The sequence below is a fragment of the Verrucomicrobiota bacterium genome, assembly GCA_037139415.1.
Taxonomy (GTDB): domain Bacteria; phylum Verrucomicrobiota; class Verrucomicrobiia; order Limisphaerales; family Fontisphaeraceae; genus JBAXGN01.
On the sequence record JBAXGN010000003.1, the window covers coordinates 21608 to 36459 of the forward strand.

11 protein-coding genes, 1 other RNA gene and 1 pseudogene are annotated in these 14852 nt (G+C 57.5%); 6 read left to right on the forward strand and 7 right to left on the reverse strand.

Annotated features, from left to right (window positions below; all coding sequences use genetic code 11):
* The first annotated feature begins 276 nt into the window (after positions 1–276).
* The 5 genes from WCO56_00995 (at position 277) to WCO56_01015 (ending at position 5219) form a co-directional block, all read left to right on the forward strand.
* A complete protein-coding gene (locus WCO56_00995) occupies positions 277–1527 on the forward strand; it encodes an acetylxylan esterase (protein ID MEI7728119.1) in 1251 nt (416 codons plus the stop codon).
* Between the two features lie 25 nt (positions 1528–1552).
* On the forward strand, positions 1553–1750 hold the full coding sequence (locus WCO56_01000) for a hypothetical protein (protein ID MEI7728120.1): 198 nt from the start codon (positions 1553–1555) through the stop codon (positions 1748–1750).
* Positions 1747–2982 (forward strand): hypothetical protein, encoded by a 1236-nt coding sequence (locus tag WCO56_01005; GenBank protein MEI7728121.1) that lies wholly within the window; start codon positions 1747–1749, stop codon positions 2980–2982. The genes WCO56_01000 and WCO56_01005 overlap by 4 nt, the downstream gene beginning before the upstream one ends.
* Complete coding sequence (locus WCO56_01010; protein ID MEI7728122.1) at positions 2979–4568, forward strand: carboxylesterase family protein; 1590 nt, start codon at positions 2979–2981, stop codon at positions 4566–4568. Before WCO56_01005 ends, WCO56_01010 begins: the two co-directional genes overlap by 4 nt.
* 117 nt (positions 4569–4685) lie before the next feature.
* Entirely contained in the window at positions 4686–5219 is a 534-nt protein-coding gene (locus tag WCO56_01015) for a transposase (GenBank protein MEI7728123.1), read from the forward strand.
* 101 nt (positions 5220–5320) lie between these two features.
* Here the strand turns inward: WCO56_01015 and WCO56_01020 are convergent, their stop codons facing one another.
* Together WCO56_01020 and WCO56_01025 are read right to left on the reverse strand one after the other, a co-directional pair.
* Positions 5321–6523, reverse strand: a complete 1203-nt coding sequence (locus WCO56_01020) for a GDSL-type esterase/lipase family protein (protein MEI7728124.1) — start codon at positions 6521–6523, stop codon at positions 5321–5323.
* Positions 6524–6620: 97 nt separating this feature from the next.
* Positions 6621–6902: pseudogene (locus WCO56_01025) on the reverse strand (transposase).
* Between the two features lie 159 nt (positions 6903–7061).
* Here WCO56_01025 and ssrA point away from each other — a divergent pair.
* Positions 7062–7413, forward strand: a transfer-messenger RNA (tmRNA) gene (ssrA, locus tag WCO56_01030).
* Between the two features lie 106 nt (positions 7414–7519).
* Here the strand turns inward: ssrA and WCO56_01035 are convergent.
* The 5 genes from WCO56_01035 to WCO56_01055 are packed head-to-tail and all read right to left on the reverse strand — an operon-like array spanning position 7520 to position 14842.
* Positions 7520–8629: a DUF4097 family beta strand repeat-containing protein gene (locus tag WCO56_01035; protein MEI7728125.1), complete on the reverse strand. Its 1110-nt coding sequence runs from the start codon at positions 8627–8629 to the stop codon at positions 7520–7522.
* Positions 8630–8668: 39 nt separating this feature from the next.
* A complete protein-coding gene (locus WCO56_01040) occupies positions 8669–10468 on the reverse strand; it encodes an immunoglobulin domain-containing protein (GenBank protein MEI7728126.1) in 1800 nt (599 codons plus the stop codon).
* Positions 10465–11982, reverse strand: a complete 1518-nt coding sequence (locus WCO56_01045) for a radical SAM protein (GenBank protein MEI7728127.1) — start codon at positions 11980–11982, stop codon at positions 10465–10467. Before WCO56_01045 ends, WCO56_01040 begins: the two co-directional genes overlap by 4 nt.
* Entirely contained in the window at positions 11979–12872 is an 894-nt protein-coding gene (gene ccsA / locus WCO56_01050) for a cytochrome c biogenesis protein CcsA (protein ID MEI7728128.1), read from the reverse strand. The genes WCO56_01045 and ccsA overlap by 4 nt, the downstream gene beginning before the upstream one ends.
* Positions 12869–14842, reverse strand: a complete 1974-nt coding sequence (locus tag WCO56_01055) for a cytochrome c biogenesis protein ResB (protein ID MEI7728129.1) — start codon at positions 14840–14842, stop codon at positions 12869–12871. The genes ccsA and WCO56_01055 overlap by 4 nt, the downstream gene beginning before the upstream one ends.
* Positions 14843–14852 lie beyond the last annotated feature (10 nt).

Here is a 14852-nt window from a genome sequence, read left to right on the forward strand (position 1 = left end):
AACGAAAACCGTACCGATTTTGTTCAGTTTTGTACTAATGTTATCCCCGCACCAACCTCACCCGGCAATGTTTCTGCATGGTTGGTTTTTCATTTTTATGCCAATAAATATTTTTGCCATGTTCCTGTTCTCAATTTTTCTACAAAATTTTCATTTCCGGTGTTCTCTGGTGCTCGCGGGTGCTTTCCAGTGCTTTGCCGCCCGCCGGGTGGCGGTGATAACCGCCCACCAAAACTTGAAGTTTCATCACCCTGGGAACGTCAAAAACACACGAACATGAATAAGCTCACCGCCCTTGCGTTGGCCGCCCTGTTGCTCCTTATTCCCGCAGGAGGCGTCGCCGCCAATCTCACCATCACTCCGGATCATGCCGATGGTTGCTACGCGGTGAGTGAGTCTGTGACTTGGACTGTTACGGGTGGCACGGCCGAGACCGCTCTTCCCTATACTGTTCGAGCAGGCGGACTCACCGAGGTTGCCAAGGGGACACTAAGCTTTACCGACGGCAAGACGAAGGTGACCGCCAAGCTCGACCGGCCAGGCGCGCTCCTGTTGACGGTGGCTCTGGATGAGAAAAAGAAGGTTCGCGGTGGCGCGGCCGTCGCCTGGCCGGAGATCAAACCATCCGCGCCGGAACCGGCCGACTTTGACTCATTCTGGAAAGAGAAATTAAAGGAACTTGCCGCCATACCGACGAACCCGCTCCTCGAGGAGGTGGATTCGGGTGTGCCTGAGATCCGACTCTGGAAAATCACTATGGACAACATCCGGGGCACCAAAATCCACGGTTATCTGGCGCGGTCGAAGGGAGAATCTCCGCTCCCGGCGATGCTGCAGGTGCAATACGCCGGGGTATATGCGCTGCAGAAGGATTGGGTGCTCGGCCCGGCAAAGAACGGATGGCTGGCCCTGAACATCATGGCTCATGATCTTCCGGTGGATCGCGAAAAATCGTTTTATGAAGCGCAGAGTAATGGCCCGTTGAAGGATTATACGACCCAGGGTGCCGATGATCGGGATAAGAGCTATTTTCTGCGCATGTATCTGTCCTGTTATCGGGCGGTGGATTATCTGGCTGGCCGCAGCGATTGGAACAAGTCCACCCTGGTGGTTCAGGGGGGCAGCCAGGGAGGAATGCAGGGCTTGATCACCGCTGGCCTCCAACCGGCTGTGACTGTCGTGACGGTGGATGTCCCGGCGGGCTGCGATCAGACCGGAGGGCTCGTCGGGCGGGCCATTGGATTTCCCTGGTGGACTGGCAATGCGGCGAGGACCAAAACCTCCGGCTATTATGATCCGGTTAACTTTGCCAAGCGAATCCGTTGCCCGGCGCTGGTTGGCATGGGGCTGTGCGACACCATCTGTCCCCCGGAAGGCGTGTTTGCGATGTATAATCAGATCACCGCGCCCAAGCGCCTGGTGATCATGCCGGCGGCGGAGCACGTGGGCTGGCATGCCGCCTATGACACCGTCAGAAACTCGTGGTGGAAGGCGGCCGCCTCGGGCACATCTTTGCCGATGAAATAGAAAACCTGAATCATTAAGCCATTTTGTGAAATTAACTCTCACACTCGTTCTTGCCCTGCTGCTCCTTGTGCCCGGAGTGGGCTTTGCCGCCGATGCCCCCAAGCCCTTGGACTCGTTGCCAGCGTTCCAAGCGAAGCTGCAGACGACCTTGAGTCGGCATCTGAACCTGTTGCTTGGCGATGATGGCTCGGTCGCCATGCTCAAAGGGAAATCACTCCAATGAAATACATTCTCGCCCTAACCGCTCTGTTACTGGCTTCGCTGGCCGGGCTTAATGCCGCCAGTACGCTGGTGGTCGAAAAACTCGATGGGCCGGTCACCGCCACGGAGATTCAGGCGTTTAAGAATTACCTGCGCGAAGTGCCGGTGCCGACGAATAACCTTCACAACGCGATGGTCTATGGTAGTGGCGGGACCACCGCTGAAGCCCTGGGCCGCATGTTTGAGATTTGCGGCGATCAGGAATTGCTCGATCGGATGCTCACGTTCACGGACCGGATGCTGGCCGCGCGCAACCACCCAAAGCAGGGCGCGGTCATCTGGACTGGGCAACGGGAACTGGTCTGGCCCAACACCGAGGTCACCGACGGCAAACCCGTTTACTCCGCAGCGGAGAACGGTGACGTAGTGGGCCATGTCGCCAATGCTGCCAGGCTCATCTTGCAGCGCCAGAACCTTTGGGAGTTGAAAGTCCCCGATGGTGACCCCTTTGGCTTTGGTGCAACCTATCGCAAACGCGCTCTGCACTACGTGCGTGAGCTGGACCGGACCATTGACAGTTTTATCCTCAAATGGCTCGTGCACCCTGGCTCATTGCGTTTTCACTTTCCTGACTCGCCACTTTACGAAGCGGTCACCAAATCCGGCACCGCTGGACGTCCGGTACCCTGGAATCAGCAGATGATGCTCAATCACGGTTTTCAGCGTCTTGCCGAATGTCACGCCTTGCTGGGCGATGATGCTGACCGTGTGACGCGATACGATGCAATTGTGAAGGCCTCGGTGGACTGGTTCTTCTCCCAGGTGCAACGCGTCACCGTCAAAGGCCACCTCTGCTATAAATGGGCTTATGTCGCCGAAGAACCGCTGCGCCACATCGAAGATGCTGGCCACGGCGGGGAAGACATCGCCGGACTCTACCGCGCCTACCTCAGCCGCCGTTACGGCATCACCGCCGCCATGATGGAACCGTTCGCCAACACTGTTCTTTACGTGATGCGACAGCCCGATGGGAAGTTCATCCCGCGCGTGGACGGCACCCTCACTCCAGGCAGCCATCCCCCCGGCGGTCTGCGCAGTCCATGGCTGGATCTCTGCGAGTTTGCCCCCGAGTTGTTCCCCATGCTCCACGAGCTCAATCGCGGTCGGATCAAATCCAGTCCCGATCTCACGGCGAGCCTTCTCTGGCACAAACACCGTCGTTTAACGCTGCCCAAGAGCCAAGTTGCGCCATGAAATTCGCCCTTACTCTCGCTGTCCCGTTGCTCCTCGCGTCCGGAACGGGGTTTGCCACCGATTCCGATTTGCGCAATCCCGTCCGGATTGAGTGGGGACTGGTGGAAGGCGTGGCCAATCAGGAAGATAATGTGGTTATTTTCAAAGGCATTCCCTATGCCGCACCACCGGTGGGCAACCTGCGCTGGCGGGAACCCCAACCACCCGCCAAGTGGGAGGGAATACGCAAAGCCGACCAGTTTGGCGCGCAATGTCCCCAGCCGAAAGGCAACGCCGACACGCTGCCGTGGAGCATAAAAACTCCAAAAAACTCAGTACCACGGTCATTCAGCGAAGATTGTCTGTACCTGAATGTCTGGACCCCCGCAAAATCAGCGGCGGATAAACTGGCCGTCCTGTTTTATATTGCTCCCGGATCTTTTCCCGGGGAAGGGTTGGCGAAGAAGGGTATCCTGGTGGTCACGCTCAATCACCGCCTGGGAATTATCGGCGGGATGGGCCATCCGGAACTGACCAAAGAATCGCCACTTCATCTCTCCGGCAATTATGGCATGTTGGACATGATCGCCGCGTTGCGGTGGGTGCATGATAACATTGCCGCCTTTGGCGGTGATCCGGATAAAGTGACCTTGGCCGGCTACTCGGTCGGCAGTACGACCGTGCATTATCTGACCACCAGCCCGGTGGCCAAAGGATTGTTTCGCGGGGCGATCTGCATGAGTTTTCCGTACGATTACTTGATGGCGCCGCATAAAGTCGGCGGCGTATGGCAAAAGGAACAGGAAGGGCTGAAGTTTGCGGCCGTCAAAAAGGCCAAAACCATCGCCGAGCTGCGCCAGATGCCCGCCGGGGATCTCATCGCCAATGATCCTGCGGTAAACGGTTTCACCCGGGCGGTGCTGGGAAGCGCCTTCTGTCTGGATGGCTGGGCTTTGCCATCAGAGTATCCCGTGGCACTGGATAAAGGACTGGCCAGCGATGTGCCAACTTTGACCGGCCTGACGGCGGATGATTCCCCGGGATGTCCGCCGGTCAATTACTTAAAAACCACCGTAGCTACTTTTCCTAGAGAATTGGTCAACGTATTCGGGGAGAAACGCGAGGCGTTTACCACCAAGCAAGCTGCCTATCTGGCCTTTTGTCCCTTGTCCACTGACCAGGAGGCGCGTGAACTGGTCAAGCGGGCGCAGCTTGAATACCGGATGTCCACCGTGTTTTATTGGGCTACACGGAGAGCCCGGAAAAACCAGGCTCCGGTTTACACCTATCTCTTTGAACAAGCCATTCCGTGCAAAGAGCATCCTGAGTTTGGCGCATTTCATACCTCGGATCTGGTTTACGAATTCAATAACCTGAATACGCTGGATCATCCCTGGACCGAGGCGGATCGCCGGGTGGCGGATCAGGTATCCTCCTATTGGGTAAACTTTGTAAAAACCGGGAATCCCAACGGCGAAAACCTGCCGGCGTGGAAGGCCTTTGACCCCAACCAGCCTGCCACCATGGCGCTCGGCGCAAAACCCGGTCCCCGCCCGATCGCCGGAAAAGAAAGGTTGGGGTTCTATCGGGACTTGCTTGAGCGATAGACGGCAGACCATGGCGTCACGACAGGTAAACGTGTCATCCATAAACAGGTTAGGCCTTGCGCGACGCAACTTGTGTGGCACGTTATCGCGCGTCAGGAACATCAATAAAATCAGATTATGAATGACGATACCAAATCTTCGCCAGGAGCGGTGGAATCACCGTTGCATTTAAACAAATTTGCGCACCGATCAGCGGGTGAAACCGATCCGGTGGTACCGGGAAGCGAAAGCCAGACCATCTTCATTAAGAAAACCGCGGAGGAATCGGCGGCACACCTGCCGCAAGCCGCTCCGGGAGAGGATGACGCGTTTGGACTCCCCATCAAAGACATGCTGGGAGTAATCACGTACTGCTACGTCCGGGGCGTTTTCAGCTCGAAGGAGATCGCCGAAAAACTGAAACAGGACCCGGAGTTGCGCAAAAGCTTCGGCAAACACTTGCCGGACGAAGCGGATATCAAGGCCTTTCGCCGGAGTTATGCGGCGGAGATCGAGGACCTGCTTGAAACCGTATTCCGGGCTTTCCCGCCCAACGCCTCGAAAACAGACGGAGCGCAAGGCGTTGGCCAAACCGAAATCGTGCATCGCGAGGCGGTTGATCGGTTGCACGACGCCAACTGGGAAGACTCCATGCGCCGACATTTGCACTGATGAGCCTGAAAAGCCCCGCCCGCCAGACGGGGCATTTAATTTGGCGGGTTGCGGCAAACCAGTGCCAAGGTTTTAGCCTCGAATTACACGGTGGCGCGCGTTTAATTCGCAACGAACTGCATGATCCGCATGGCGTGGCCGGCGCTCTTGGTTTCGCCAGCCATGCGCAGGGTCAACGTATGTTTGCCACCGGTCAACTCGGAACCGAGCAGCACCGTGCGCGGATAATGCAAGCCTTTGCTATAGGCATGGAACAGATCCACCGGACGGAACGGCCCGCCATCAACGCTCGCTTCCGCAATTCCCGCATCCGGTCCGGCGACGATGAATGCGCCGATGGCCGTACCTTCAAACTCAAGTGATAATTCGGCTCCCGCCACGGTGGCGCAAAGCATGGGGATGGTTTTAAAGCGCGCGCGTTTTCCACCCGCGAGCGAATTCCAGTCAGGGATGCCCGTGGACCATCCATTTTTGATTTTGGCGAGTTTCGGGTCAATAAAGCGACCCGCACTGTAGTTGAGGGGATCAAGCGGCTGGGGCAACGGATGCGCGACGAGGGCGGCGGTTTTGGTGAGCGGCTCTTGCCACGCGCGGTTGAAGGCTTCATCAATCATCCGGGCGCAGATGGCGTTTCCAAACGGCGCGGGGTGTACGCCCCCGTATTGTTTCCAGGTCAACATGCCAGCGGTGATTTCCTCAGCGGCCTCCTTGGCAAGGTTGATGGTGGTGATGGCATAGTGTTTCGCGACAGCCTCGTGCGCCTCGATGGTGAGCGGCGTAACGCCCGACTGGAGGGCCTTGAGCATGCCTTCGTTCACGAAGAACGTGATGATAATGTCCGTGTTCGGGTTATTCTGCCTGGCATGACGAATGATCCCTTCGAGCCCACGGATGCACTCGGCACGCGTATGATGTCCATCCTGGTCGTCGTTCACCGCAAACTCGATGAAGAACAAATCCACGGGCCCGCCGCCAAGCACGTCCCGATCCAGACGAAACGCGCCGCTGGTCGAGCACGTGGAGGAGATCCCGGCATCAATAAAGGTGAACTCCGTTTCTGGGAATCGCTTTTTCAAAGCGTCGCACACCATGGGACGGTAGCCATCCATCTCGGTAATCGAGCCGCCCATGAAGGCGACGCGCCCTTTCTTGTGAACGGTAAATTGGAGACGCGCGTTATTGAGGCTGCCGCGGAATTGGACATTTTCGCCAAAAGGCGGCTTCGTCTCGGCAGCGCGCGTGTCAGACGATTGGGCGAGGCCCATGAGAGTCAAAAGCAGAGTGGTGGCAAGCAACGGTTTCATAAAACAGATGGCGGTTAAAATCGGTAAACAAAATTCATCATATCGCCGCCAACCATAGCGAGGTCCGGCACAACGACCAACGAAAAAATAGCACCCAGTGCTTTAACTCGGTCAACACATGCAGCCAAAACTTGGCCCCCTCACTCGCAGCGGCCCACATCCCCAGCACCTCCTTCTGCCCGGTGATCGTGATCCCCAGCGCGAGGTAAACAGCCACCTTCGTCACCTGGCCATTGTCCCGCACTTTGCCCCACAGCGCGTCAAAATACACGATCGGGTACACTTCCTCCAACGGTCGGTTCTGCCAGACCAGCACTTCCGCGCACACGGCGTCGGTCACTTGCGAGACTAACGACGGCGACACTTCCACCCCGTAAATCGGGGGTGAACTTGGTTTTGTGGGTGGTGGTATGTGATCTTCACAGTCAAGGAACCGGCAGCGAAGAACTGAAGTGCGGGAACGGGCGCGTATTAAACGTTATCCGTACTTGACCTTCAGTGAAGCCGGTGCCATATTACACGTGCAAACTCTGAGTGTGGGGGCGTACTGGTTTCGACCTGAGATACACGCCGGAGGTGGCATGCCGAGGATGATCCGTGGGCCTCGTAAATCATCGGGTCAAAAAATAACAGCCAACACTGAATTGGCCCTCGCAGCCTAGTGCTGCGGCGTTCACTGCCGAACACCTGCTACGGTGGATGAACGATGCAGCAGGTATGGGTGATGCCGGAGACAGCGCGGCAAAAGCCCGAGAAAAATTCATGCTGACTATGCGCACGGATTCTTGCCGAAAGGTTATCCGGACGTAGAAACTCTCTTTCGGCTAAGCATGTAGTCACGGCCGGTTTGCTTGTCAGGGACGGGGGTTCAACTCCCCCCGCCTCCACCATCCGCTGAGTCTCGATACCTCACCTACTCATGCCGACTCTGGTATGACGCCAATAAACCCCAATGCACCGGAATGGGTGCCCATCCAAAGGAAGGGTTTTGCCGTTCTATTCCAAATGCACCCGGATGGCACCGTTGGAAGTTCGAATTTCAGACACCCCGCCGGAATCCGTCAGCACGATCTGCTTTTGTTCCTTTTCGCCGGTAACGGAAATCGGTTTGCGCGGTCCATCCACCTGGATGTTGCCGAAGGAGGTCGCGGCTTTGATGGTGCCCTTGGCGCTCGATGGCAAATAGACCGTCACCGCGCCAAAGGTGGCCGTCAACTGGAAGGTATTCTCATTGCCTTTGGCGGGCGCGTACGTGAGCGTGCCATTGAGGCTGGAAAGATCGGCGGCACCCGTGACCTCCCGGGCCTCGACAGAACCAAAGGAGGTGCTGGCCGTGACGTCGCCGCGGATTTTCTCGATTTTGATCGCGCCGTTCGAGTTGCGAACGGCCGTTTTGCCGGCCACATCCCGGATCGTCACCGTGCCAAACGCCGTGGTCGCTTGCACCGCATCGCCCGCCTTGACCACTTCGATGCCGCCATTGCTGGTGGTGGCGTCCACCTTGCCCTCCACGTCGCGCGCCGTGATATGCCCAAACGAGGTGTTGGCTTTGACAGAGCCCGCGATCTGCTCGGCGGAAATCGCGCCATTGGAAGAACGCAGGGTGACCGGACCGCGCTGCTTCCTCACGGTCACGCTCCCAAAGCTGGTTTCGGCATCCACCGCGCCGCCCAGGCCCTGCAAATGAATCGCGCCGTTGGAGGTTCTGGCTTTGATCCCTTTGGCCTCCGGCACGCGCACCTCGAACGAGCAACCGGCACCGAAGCGCGAGAGCTTCGGGGCTTCCATCCAGATGGCCAGCACCTGTTCGGAACGACGCTCGGTTTTGACCAGAACGCGCGACAGGTTGGTTTTGGCTTCTTCCAAAGTCTCCCCGCCAGCATTGATTTTGGCGATGATCTCCACGTTCGTCACGCCGGAATCGGCCACCACCGAGATGCCACCGAAGGCCGTCCGCACCTCCAAACCGCTGCCCGCCACCGGCGGCACACTCAGGCGCCGATCCTCGCTGGCTTGTTGGAAATTTACGTTAAGGCGGCAATTGATTACCCCCAGCGCCCACAACAACCCCAAGCCGACAAGTAAAAGACAGGTACGAAGTGTCATAGTCAACAGGTGTGGAAGGTTGTTAACGGCGTTCCCTCATCACGGCACCCAGCGCAGCCGATAAAATTGACGCGATTGGATATCACCATCCGGCACCACAATATCCACCGTGCCGGATTCGTTGTTCACCCCCGACAGGTTCACCCAGTCAATGAGGTTGGTGCTGCCATCCAGGTAATACGTACAACCGGGAATGCCCGTCAGGGTGAATTGGATCCCGGTGGCGGGATCATGAGCGGTGACATCCAAACGCGGCGGCGCGGGCGGAGTGATGACTTTGAGTGCCGTGACTGCACTGGTGCTGCTCACCGCGTTGTTGACCACCAGGGAATACTTTCCGCTATTGTCGGGTGTCACATTGCTCAACAAGAAAGTATAGGCGGTCGCACCGGGAATATCCAGCCCGTTGAATTGCCATTGGATGACGGGGGCGTCACCCGCGATGCCGGCAGTCAGGAGCACATTGGTGCCCTGGACCACCATCTGGTTGGTGGTAATGCTGGTGATGCTCAACGGCACCAGCACGGTCAGCGGCGCGGTGGCGCTGGTAAAATCACCCATCGGACCCGTGACATAGACCGAGTAATTGCCGCTATCCGGCGGCATAACGCCCGTCAGGGTCAAGGTGCCACTGGTGGCCCCCGAGATGCGTCCACCATCAACCAGGCTGATGCCGCCCTTGCGCCATTGGTAACTGAACGGCCCGGAGCCGCCAGCCGTCACCGACAAGGTCACCACGCTTCCGGCCGCCACAACCGGGCGCGCGGGCAGGACCGAGACATGGTTAAAGGAATCCAGGCCAAACACCTCCACCCGCCCATTGTTTGGTGCGGCGACAAATAGGCGGCCATACCCATCCAAGGCCACGGAGGTGGGCGTGGCGAGCTGCCCAACGCCATCGCCCAGCGCGCCGATTTTGGAAAGATACACGCCCTGCGAATCAAATACGCGCACAATGCTTTGAAAGGAATCCGCCACATAGAGACGGCCTTGGGCATCGCCCGTGATGCCCTGCGACCTGCCGCCGGCCGCGCCCAACCCCATGCCCCCGAGCGGTGTCACCAGGGAAAAGGCCCGCAGTAATCCGCCATTGCGATCAAAGACCTGCACCTGATCATTGTTCTGATCCACGACAAACAGTTCCCCAATGGCACTCACAAACACGCCCGTCGGAAAATCAAATACTGCGGCATTGGTCCCCTGCCCGCCCAATTGGAAGACGAACTTGCCATCGCGATATGCCTTGATGGCATTTGCCGGACTGTCCGCCACATACAGGATATCGCCGCCAGGTGCCGCGTCTATGGCAAGATGATTGGGCATGGCAAATTCAGTGTCACCAACCCCCACTTTATAGAGCAGATTCCACTGGGCATCAAAAACGCTGACGCTGCCGGTCTGCATTTCGCCCACGAAAATGCGCCCATTGCCATCCACGGCAATGCCCAGCGGTTTCTGAAAACCCGATTTGACCGCCGTGACCTGACCAAACCCATTAAACACAACCACCCGCCCAGCTTTACTATCGGTGACATACAGGTTGCCAGCGGCATCCACCGCCAACCGCGTGGGCACCACCACTTGCTCGGTGTACGCACCCAGCGCAGTCGCGACGGGTGAAGCGGCTTGGGCCAAGGTCACGGACAAGCCACATACGATGGCCAGCACAGCGATATTTGTAGCCGTCGAGGTAAGGAGACGGAACGCGGCGATTGCGGATTGCGGATTGCGGATTGCGGAATGGTCTATCTCCTTACAACGGACAGGCAAATCAAGCCCGCCGTGAAACATGCGGGCGGATTGCGCCAAGCGAATGACACATTGATACAATGCTTTCATGTTATTGCTCCTGCGTTAAGGGGGATTGAACTGATGACCGCCAGTTCCGGAGACATCGGATGTTTCATCGCTGCTGCCGGTGTTTCGGCCATCCCTGAAGGGTGTCCCAACCCGGCCATTTGATCGCGCAGATACGAATGTTCCATCAGCAGTTTCATGAGGGTTTTCATGAACTCCTGCTTCCATGGCGGCATGGTATGCATACGCCGCATCTTGTTCTGGTAAAACTCGCGGAACCCGCTGAAAAGCTGCTCGCGCACTTCATCAAGGGTCATGGCGACCGGCTTAATCACGGGTTCCACCAGGTTGTATTTCCGGTAATCCCGCACGGCGATATGATCTTTGACGTCGTTATACAGATCGGCATAGGGCCACGGTGTGATGGCGAGAAAAAACGCCATATCCGGATCAAAGAACTTGGCGAGTTCCACCGTGCGCTGCATGTCCGCCGTGGTTTCATCCGGCATGCCCATGACAAAGGAAGTTTCCGAAATCATCTCGTGCTGGTTGATCAACTCGATGGCGCGCTTGCCCTGCTCGACCTTGGCGTCCTTCTTGAACAGGTCCAGCGTAGCCTGGTTGACGGATTCCACGCCCACATAGATATGCTCGATGCCTGCCTTGCGATAGCGCGGCAACAGGTCGGCGTCGCGCAGAATATCGTCCACCCGGGTTTCCAACAGCAGCGCCGTGCCCAGGTTGCGCTCAATCAGCAGGTCCAGGATTTTGCTCCAGCGCACCGGGTCCAGGGAGGGGATTTCATCGGCGAGCATGACCACATCCACACCGTGCGTATCGCGCAGCATCTCCAATTGGTTGACGAACCGTTCCGCGGAAACCGCCCGCCAGGATTCCTTCCAGAAAAGGCGCTGGGAACAAAACGAACAATGCTGCTTGCAGCCGCGCGAGGAGGAAACGACGGCAAGCGTGCTGCCGGGTTTGGGCCGATAACTGTATTCCTTCCACGGCACGAGATTCCAGGATGGTTCGAGCGCATCCAGATCGGTGATAAAGAGGCGGGGGGGAGTCGTCACAATCCGGTCGCCCTCCCGATAAGCAATGCCTGGCACGCGACTGAGGCTGGCATCCGCCTGCCAGGCCCGCATCAGGTCCACCGAGGTCTCCTCGCCTTCCGCCCGCACCACTACATCCACCTCCGGATGTTCGCGCAGGATTTCCTCATACATGAAGTGGGGATGGGTATTACCCAGCACGGTCAGTACTTGCGGCAATTCTTCCTTGGCGACGCGGCAAACTTCCATGCCATCCACCACCGTGGCGGTGATGCAGGAAACAAACACGGCATTCGGCTGTTCACGGCGGATCGTTTCGCGCACTTGTTCCAACGTGTCGAACCGGGTCATGGCATCATACAGCGCCACGCCAAAACCCGCGCGTTGAAGCGCCCCGCCCACATACAGCAGCCCCAACGGCAGCCACGACCCAGCCGACTCCACCACTCCCGAGTGGTAGGGCGGCGTCACTAGCAAAATTTCAGGGCGTGGTTTCATCATTGGAAATAGGCCGAATGCATGGACGGAAAAACAAATGGGAAAATCAACACGGTCAGCACCGAAAGCACAAAGCACGAAATCGTACCCCAGGCCAGCGTGGCCGGTTTCAGGCGGAAAAACAATCGGGCATGCAACAAAATGGCGTAGGCCAGCCAGGTCACCAGCGACCAGGTTTCAATCGGGTCCCATCCCCAGTAGCGCCCCCAACTCTGGTTGGCCCAGATGGCGCCGGCACCAATCGTAGTTGTCCAGAAAACAAAGCCGAAACCGATGAATCGTACCGTGTACGCCTCGACGACATCCGGCGCGGGCAGACGATCCAGCCAGCGGCCTGAAGCGCCCTTGAGTTTCCTTAATAGCACAATGGCGGAAGCCATGGAGAGAATGAACGCCCCTACCGCCAGTTTGTTAAAAATGACATGGAACACGAGCCACAGCGAGCGCAGCGTGGGCGGCAGGTTGCGCGCCTCTGGATTGGTGAATAGGCCCAAGCCCACCATCAGGATGGAGACCGGCAAGGCCAGCAGGGCGAGCGGAGCCCAATTGGGTTTGCGCCAGACAAACAGGAGCAACATCACAATCGTGATCCAGGCATTGGAGGAGAGCACCTCGTACTTGAGCATGTACGGGCCATGGCCCACATGGATATAGCGCAGAACCAGCGCCACCGAATGCATCGCCAAGCCGGCCACGGTCACCCAAAGCGCCCCCTGAATTGCGGATTGCGGATTGCGGATTGCAGAATCAGGCTCTGGATTTGAGGATGTCGAACTGACTATTTGTTTCGGCAGACCGCCGAAAAACAGGGCGTACGCAAACCCGACGGTTGCGGCAATGTACAACGCCACAGCCGACCAATGACAGACAGTTTCCCACGCAAACGGGCTCATGGTTTGGCTCCCTCCTTTGCGTTGGTTGGTCCCGCCATGCCATGCAGGGCGGCGCGATCCGCAATCCAAGGGGTCTGCTTGCGGCTAACCTGCGGCGGGGTGGTGAACTTGATCTCGTCCACCATCCAAGCCTTATCAATTTTCTTAAAAATATACAGCATCTCGTAGTTATCCAGGGAAGCTTCACCCACTTGTTGCCCGCTGCCAATTTTTAAATCGCGATAATGCCATCGCTCTTTGGTGCGGACACGCAGTTCATCCTTCGCCTTGGACACCTCGATCACTTCCAGCGCCAACAGACGGGAATCCAGCGTGATGCCCAAATCCAGCCGAACGCCGATCAAGCCGGTTAGCTTCTTGCCTTCATTGGGTCCCACCACCGGGTCCACCAGCTTGATGTCGCCCCGGCGATAGGCCTCGGAGACTACTTGATTGTAGCGTTCCACTAGTTGGCGCGCCTCGGCCAGATCATGGTTCTGGCAACCGGTCTGGCCAAACAAACAGAGCGCCAGCAAAAGCCAGCCGGCTAATCCGCATTTCTCACCCACCTTCGTAGCCGTCGAAGCAAGGAGACCGGAAATTGCGGATTGCGGATTGCGGATTGCGGAATGTTCCGTCTCCTTACCTCGACGGCTACATGGAACCGGCGATTCAAGCTGAGGATGAGCAATGGCTGGCTGTGGGAGAGAACCACCATTCTCCCGCACCAATTGTTCAAAACGTTCCCGGAATAGCGGAGCGAAACGCTGTGGCTTCAAGGCGATGAATACCCGCTCCCGCTCACCCACGGGAGTGATCATCACACAACCATCTACTTTGATGATCATGAATATCATGGCGGCACCCGCCATAACCAGGACAAAGCCGGCATAGGCCAGCCACAACGCCGCGTCATGACTGCCGCGCAACCGCGCCCAAAGAGGTGTGCCGTGCAATACCAGTTTTACGCCGTCTGCAAGCACGCAGGTTTGGCCTACGCGGGCATCTCCGAGATAAAGTAGTGCTTGATCACGCATCACCCGCACTTCCAGCACCGATGACGGATGACCGGCGTCATCCATCTGTCCGCGCAAATGGGCACAGAGGCCATTGGGACCCGCAACCGACGCGACAAAACCGCTGTTTCCCTGTTCCGTCAGCAATACACTCTGAAAAATTGGATCATGGCCTTGGTTTCGCCATTCCAGCAAGGCAGCAGGCCCAAAATCCGCCGCCAAAAAAAGCCGTTCCCCTGAGAGATGCAAATCCTGATTGACCGCCACCTCCACAGATTGGGTTCGGCCACCCCCTGGCATATCCAGAATCACTTTAAGTTCGCGTAAATCGCCATCTTCGTAGCGTCTTGCCTTGACCGTCTTCAGGATGATCGGCTGATCCAGGCAGACGGGCTTTCCCCAGACGCCGGGCCATTGGGCCGCCCAGGCCGAAGCCTGCGGTGCCAAGGTTTCGCCTTCCATCAAATCCACCACCGCGTCCGCCCCAAATAAAGCACGCCAGGCACCAGCGGTGATGACCAGCAATAGGCCCAGATGAAACACTGCGGAACCTGCCAACCCCAGACGCTTTTCGCTCCAAATATGAAGGCGAGTGATGGTTTCCCGTGTAGATGAGACCACCGGTCTTTCAAATTCCGCGACGAATGGCGCGGATTGAAAATGGGCCGGACTCAAGCGCAACGACCATTGCGCCCATAATCGTTGAACTTGTTCCACCACGATGATCAATAGGGAACCCGAGAGCAACCCTGTCAGAACCAGAAACCAGACACTTCGGAAAATATGATCAAGCGCAAAAGTTTGCACCAGAGCCAGAACGAACGGCCCGCTTTCATGCAGACGAGCCAACTCTGCCGCAGTCGCGGTGCCCGCTTGTGGCAATACCGCGCCAATCACCCCAGCAAAGGCAATTCCCACCATCTCACCGAGGATGACTCTCGGCGATCTTAGGAGCTGTTTAACGGCGTTTGGCACAAGCGTGTTG